The 6,029-nt window shown below is 60.3% G+C and carries 7 protein-coding genes; 3 read left to right on the plus strand and 4 right to left on the minus strand.

Annotated features, from left to right (window positions below):
- Positions 1-271: 271 nt before the first annotated feature.
- Positions 272-1,117 carry an acetyl-CoA carboxylase, carboxyltransferase subunit beta gene (accD, locus tag PLUT_RS01875; RefSeq protein WP_011357126.1) on the plus strand — a complete coding sequence of 282 codons (846 nt, stop codon included), beginning with the start codon at positions 272-274 and terminating at the stop codon, positions 1,115-1,117.
- Positions 1,118-1,226: 109 nt separating this feature from the next.
- Here the strand turns inward: accD and PLUT_RS12115 are convergent, their stop codons facing one another.
- From PLUT_RS12115 to PLUT_RS11635, 3 genes are read right to left on the minus strand one after another with little or no spacing between them, the layout of a single operon-like run.
- Complete coding sequence (locus PLUT_RS12115) at positions 1,227-1,415, minus strand: type II toxin-antitoxin system RelE/ParE family toxin (RefSeq protein WP_081423703.1); 189 nt, start codon at positions 1,413-1,415, stop codon at positions 1,227-1,229.
- Positions 1,412-1,663, minus strand: a complete 252-nt coding sequence (locus PLUT_RS01880) for a hypothetical protein (RefSeq protein ID WP_041463732.1) — start codon at positions 1,661-1,663, stop codon at positions 1,412-1,414. The genes PLUT_RS12115 and PLUT_RS01880 overlap by 4 nt, the downstream gene beginning before the upstream one ends.
- Positions 1,660-1,797, minus strand: coding sequence for a hypothetical protein (locus tag PLUT_RS11635; protein WP_157858114.1), 138 nt, complete (start codon positions 1,795-1,797; stop codon positions 1,660-1,662). Before PLUT_RS11635 ends, PLUT_RS01880 begins: the two co-directional genes overlap by 4 nt.
- A gap of 49 nt (positions 1,798-1,846) precedes the next feature.
- Here PLUT_RS11635 and PLUT_RS11025 point away from each other — a divergent pair, with 49 nt between their 5' ends.
- Both PLUT_RS11025 and PLUT_RS01890 read left to right on the plus strand, forming a co-directional pair.
- The gene (locus PLUT_RS11025) at positions 1,847-3,925 is read left to right on the plus strand and encodes a S8 family serine peptidase (RefSeq protein WP_011357127.1); all 2,079 of its coding nucleotides are present in this window, start codon (positions 1,847-1,849) and stop codon (positions 3,923-3,925) included.
- A 164-nt stretch (positions 3,926-4,089) separates the two neighbouring features.
- Positions 4,090-5,214: a glycosyltransferase gene (locus tag PLUT_RS01890; protein ID WP_275245705.1), complete on the plus strand. Its 1,125-nt coding sequence runs from the start codon at positions 4,090-4,092 to the stop codon at positions 5,212-5,214.
- Here the strand turns inward: PLUT_RS01890 and thyX are convergent.
- Complete coding sequence (thyX, locus tag PLUT_RS01895) at positions 5,186-5,836, minus strand: FAD-dependent thymidylate synthase (protein ID WP_041463733.1); 651 nt, start codon at positions 5,834-5,836, stop codon at positions 5,186-5,188. The two genes, PLUT_RS01890 and thyX, sit on opposite strands and share 29 nt — an antisense overlap.
- Between the last annotated feature and the right edge of the window lie 193 nt (positions 5,837-6,029).

Here is a 6,029-nt window from a genome sequence, read left to right on the forward strand (position 1 = left end):
GGGGTGAGCAGATAGCGCCGGGAGGGAACGCTGAGGGTGTCGGGCCAGACGGTAAGGGTCCTTCCTTCGGCACAGGATGGCCCCGGAGGGCCGGACGCACAGAGAACAGCCGCCAGAGCGAGGGAAAGGAGGAGGGGTCTCAGGTTCAGCAAGTGGTGCGCTCCGTGTTCATCGGCTTCAGACCGGGGGATCGTGAAGGACGCGTTTGAGTTTGTCGTGCCGACAGTATATCTTGTATCCTAATGTATAACCTTTAGCCCTAATTGTAAAGATGGTCTGGTTCAAACGGGTAAAACCCTTTATACGCACTACCGACAGGCGCGATGTTCCCGAAGGGCTCTGGTCGAAATGCGAAGACTGCGGCGCCATGCTCCACCGCCGCCAGCTTGAGGAGAACCTCAACACCTGCAACGAGTGCGGCCATCATTTCCGCATCTCCCCCTACCGCTACTTCTCCATCCTGTTCGACAACGAAGAGTTCACCGAGTTCGACGACTGCCTGCGCGCAGCCGACCCCCTCACCTTCGTTGATACCAAGAAGTATCCCGACCGGGTGCACGACACCATAGAGAAGAGCGGCAAGACGGAAGCCTGCCGCAACGCCTTCGGCAAAAGTGCCGGCGCCGACCTCGTCATATCGGCCATGGACTTCGGGTTCATCGGCGGCTCGATGGGTTCGGTTGTCGGCGAGAAGATTTCGCGCGCAGCCGACAAGGCGATCGAGCTCAACGCTCCGCTTATCGTCATCTCTCAGTCGGGAGGTGCGCGCATGATGGAGGGCGCTTTCAGCCTCATGCAGATGGCAAAGACCGCCGCACGCCTCACCCGCCTCGGCGAGAACAGGCTCCCATTCATATCCCTCATGACCGACCCCACCATGGGCGGCATAAGCGCATCCTTCGCCATGCTCGGTGACCTCAACATCAGCGAGCCCAAGGCCCTTATCGGGTTTGCCGGCCCGCGTGTCATCCGCGACACCATCAAACGCGACCTTCCTGAAGGGTTCCAGCGCGCCGAGTTCCTGCAGGAACACGGGTTCGTGGATATGATCGTCCACCGTAAGGAGCTCAAGCAGCGCCTCGCAAAGACGCTTGCGATGATGCGCGTGGAGGGCTGAACAGGAGCTCCCCTGGAATGGCCATAAACCAGTTAGCCCCGTTCGGAGCATGTGTGCCGAACGGGGCTTTTCCGTTTTGGAGCGGATGATGGATGATGGACGACTGGTCTTACGGATTGGGGGCGTGCTGGGCGGTATGGAACACCGCAAGAACCAGTACCCTGTCAGCATCTGCCATGTAGACTATAAGGTAGGGCAGGTCTGAAAAATCGAGCTCTCGTGTTCCGTAAGGGCGACCGGGTTTTCCTCTGCCGGGGTAGTGTGCCAGCTGCTCCTTGACCTTCGTTACCAGCTTCAGTACTGTTTGTAGTGCGGCGCGTTCGCTGTCCTGTTTGAACTGTAGGCCTCTATTTCAGCAAGGCGCAGCAGCGCCCTTTCAGTCCACACTATCTGCAATGCGCCGCTCCAGTTTCTTGATAAGAGTGTCGTTGTCGATGTACCTGCCGGCTCTCTGTCCTCAAGTCCCTCCTCGATGCATTTGAGCTGCCATTCATTCATATCCAGGTACTGATGCTCGAGCTCGACCGTCTTTTCGTCATCTGTCATGCGGAAGGCGAATCGTGGCCGATGGCCGAGGGGATAGAGGCAGTACCGGCAGCGATGCGTGCTTCTGCCGACTGGCAGCCGCTGAAGGTCTGATGTTTTTTTGCGACAACATCGCGCACTATCGTTATCTTCAAGGAAAGGAAGCCGATACGTGATGCTTCCGATAACCCAAGCAGTACGGTTATGAAAAAGAGTACCCCCGCCAGTATCCTCCAGCAGCACAGAGAACAGCATTTTCCCGGACAGCAGTCCCCCTTGTCCCTGGGGAACGATGCTGAACTGCTTTCGCGGTTCGGAAGCCATGCCTATGACAGCCTGTATGATGTGCTTGAACCCCTCTCCAGAATCAGTGATGACGACCGGCACGGGCCCGGGTCGATCGATACGGATTTCACTCCAGGTGGCGCAGGCCGCAGGGTCGACAGGGTCGCTCCCGAGGTATTGGCGTTCAGCCCGTCGGACGGCAGCCTGAATGTAGCCCTCGATGCGGATGTCGTCGTGACCTTCAGCGAGTCGGTTGCGGCCGGCAGTGGCCTGATAGAACTTCACGCCGGCTCGGCCACAGGGGAACTGCTCTATACTTTTGACGTATCCGATACCAGCCAGGTGTCGTTCGCAGGAAATGTCCTGACGATCGACCCGTCGTTCGATCTCGATGCCGATATCCACTATTATCTCACCATCGGGTTCGGCGCAGTCACCGATTTGGCGGGCAACGCCTATGTCGGCACCTCATCATACGACTTCACCACGATCTCCCTGGCGGATGCCACCGCCCCGACGGTTACGGCGTTCAGTCCCGCCGACGGGAGCCTCGATGTGGATACGGACGCAAACATCACCATCACCTTCAGCGAGGCGGTAAGCGCCGGCAGCGGGCTGATCGAGCTGCATGCAGATTCGCCGGCCGGTGAGCTGATATACGGATTCGACGTCACCGACGGCAGCCAGGTGTCGTTTGATGGGAATGTCCTGACGATCGATCCGTCGTTCGATCTCGATGCCGCCACCCATTATTATCTCGCGATCGGGGATGGTGCGGTAACCGATCTTGCCGGGAACAGCTACGTGGGGACCGATGCCTATGACTTCACGACGGGTTTCGATGCCCCGTCGTGGGATCCGGTATCCGGATACGGTATGGTCGACGCTGCAGCCGCCATCGAGCTTGCCACCGGAACGGCTCTCGCCGATGCGGACCTTTTCGGCGACGGCTATGGCGTATGGGACTGGGGGCTGAACCTGATCGATGCACCCGATGCGTGGCAGGCCGGCTATACCGGAGAAGGTATCGTCGTCGCTGTCATCGATACCGGCGTCAACTACTTCCACAGCGACCTGTACGACAACATCTGGATCAATACGCTTGAGATCGAGGGAAACGGGATCGATGACGACGGCAACGGGTATGTCGATGACATTTTCGGTTACGACTTCGTCAACGACGACGGATACGCCTTCGATGACAATGGCCACGGGACCCATGTCTCGGGGATCATCGCCGGCCTCTATGACGACATCGGTGTGACGGGGGTGGCCTACGATGCGTCCATAATGGCGGTGAAGGTGCTCGATGCGGAAGGAACCGGAACCTTCCTTGACGTCTCCTCAGGCATATACTATGCTGTGGACAACGGCGCAGATGTCATCAATCTTTCCCTTGGGGCGTATGACGCCGTCTCGCTCGATCTGGTGCTTGCGCTCGAGTACGCCTTCGACAGCGGCGTCATCGTCAGCATGGCCGCAGGAAACGATGGCCTTTCGAGCCCGACCTACCCGGCGGTTCTTGCGGAAACGGAGGGCGGAATAGCCGTGGGCGCGATCGACAGCGACGGATCGGTTGCGTACTTCAGCAACGATGCGGGAAGCGTCGATCCGTACGATTATGTCGTGGCGCCGGGCGTGAGCGTCTACAGTACCTACCTGGACGACTCCTACGCCATAATGAGCGGCACGTCGATGGCGACGCCGTACGTTTCCGGTGTCGCGGCACTGCTGCTTGATGCACAGGCCGACTTCGCTTCCGACTGGACTCTCGACCAGCTTGAGGAGATCATCTCCACCTCCGCCCAGTCCCTTGACTCGCTCATTGCGGCCGCGACCGGAGACCCGTCTTCCGAGTCGGACGATGCCCTCGCTTCCGCTCTCCCGGCAGACACCGCTCCCGAGGGGGTATTCACGACGGATGTGGTGCTCGAAGAGGTCTCGATGATGGGCATATCCTCATTCCTTGACGACCTGCCCGAGGTATACATGGCCTGAGGCTTGGCGCCATAGGCCTCGAGTTCTCCGCAAAGTCAACGGTGCGCCGGATTGCCCGCCAGTCAGGCGCATGGACTCCGTTGCACTCGATGCCATGGGCGGGCAGGGCGTGACGGCCGGTATGTGATGTGTTATATTGCTTTCCCGTCCGGCGCGGCCACGCGGTGACGGCGCTGACCATGAGGAAAATGGACGCCGCCGAATGGCAGGGGGTGAGGGTGGTGAACTACGCCATAACGAGGGGGATGGCCGAGAACGCGCATCCCTGGGTGAAGGATTTCGAGGTGAAGGCGATCCGGGGAGAGGCCTGCTTCCGCAGAGCCATGAAACTCAAAGCGGCTGGCTACACTCCTGACGTCATCGTCGCCCACCATGGCTGGGGCGAGAGCCTCTTCCTCAAGGAGGTGTGGCCGGAGGCGAAGCTCGGCATCTACTGCGAGTTCTACTACCGGGCGCACGGCGCCGACGTCGGTTTCGATCCCGAGTTCCCCCAGGCGGATCCCGAGGGTGCCGCCTGCCGGCTCAGGCTGAGGAATCTCAACAACATGCTGCACTTCGAAACGGCTGACGGGGCCATCAGTCCGACAGAGTGGCAGGCCGCCACCTTCCCGGAGCCGTTCCGCGAAAAGATCACCGTCGCCCATGACGGCATCGACACCGCCCGGCTTGCGCCGGATCCCGGAGTCAAGCTCCGTCTCGGGAGCGGGCTTATGCTGACAAAGAAGGACGAGGTCGTAACCTTCGTCAACCGCAACTTCGAGCCTTACCGGGGCTACCACACCTTCATGCGTGTCCTGCCGGAGATCCTCAGGCGCCGGAGAGGCGCCCGGGTGCTCATCGTCGGCGGCGACGGGGTCAGCTACGGGGCGAAGGCGCCCGACGGGAAAAGCTGGAAGCGGATCTTTATCGATGAGGTTCGCCCGAAGATCGGCGATGCGGACTGGCAGCGGGTCCATTTTCTCGGCAGGGTGCCCTATGCGGACTTCGTCAGGCTCCTGCTCGAGGCGATGAGCTGCGGCTGCGCCATCCTCGGCAGCGACACGGGGCCGCTCATCGAGGCGATCCACCATGACGAGACGGGTCGGCTCGTGAACTTTTTCGACCAGGGCCGGCTTGCCGAAGAGGCCTGCGCCCTTCTCGACGATCCGGACGCCCGCCGGCGCCTCGGTGAAAACGCCCGGCGCTTCGCCCGCGAGACCTACGATCTCAATCGCGTCTGCCTGCCGAAGCAGCTGGCGTGGGTCGAGGGGCTGGTGCCCCTCAGCTCCAGCCGAGCGCCGAGGCCGTGACGGGGAAGCGCTCGACGAAGATCTTCCTGATTTCGAGGGCGATGTCGCGGTGCTCCTTCTGGGTCGCCGGATCGGTGCGCACTTCAAGGTAGTGGATCCAGCTGCGGATCGAGCCTTTCATGTAGAGTTTCGTCTGGGTTGCGAGCGGCAGCATCGCACGGGCGCACTCCTTGGCTATTCCCTTCTCCAGCGCCGCCTCGTAGAGCGCCATGCTCTCCGTGGCCACCCTTTCCTGAGCCTCGTCGAACCATGCCACGGTCTCCGGCGGCAGGTCGTCGAGCGAGTTCTGGCGGTTCTTGCTGTCCTGCCGGCGCGGCGTGTAGCGCTCGATCGCCTGGGCCTTCGAATACCTCATGGAAAATTCCTGAAACGTGAAGCTCCTGTGTCTGAGGATTTGAGGGGAGATCGCCCGCGAGGTCACGATCTCGACCGTCATGTCCGCCATCTCGAAGATGCTCCAGTGCTTGTGTGCGATGCAGTAGGCAAGGAGCTTCTCATAGTCGGCGCTCTCCTGGTGCGGGCTCGATACCCTCGCACAGTAAGCCATGAGGCCTTCGGCGGTAAGGCTTTGGCCCTCTATGTTGATTTGCGGTGCAGTGAGGGCAATGAGGCGTACCTGCATGGGAGGTCGGGATGAATGGTTCAAAAACCTAAATATACACCGACAGCCTGTTCCCTCCAATTCAGGCATAGGGTGGCTTTTACCGAGTCCTGTTGATGCAAGCTATCGCCGCGGGTTTGGTTTCATGGAGTTCGCGGGCACGCTGTCATTGAGGCTTCATTGTCAGAAATGTGAGGAAATGTGAGGATTGAGG

It is taken from the genome of Pelodictyon luteolum DSM 273, from assembly GCF_000012485.1.
Lineage (GTDB): Bacteria > Bacteroidota > Chlorobiia > Chlorobiales > Chlorobiaceae > Chlorobium > Chlorobium luteolum.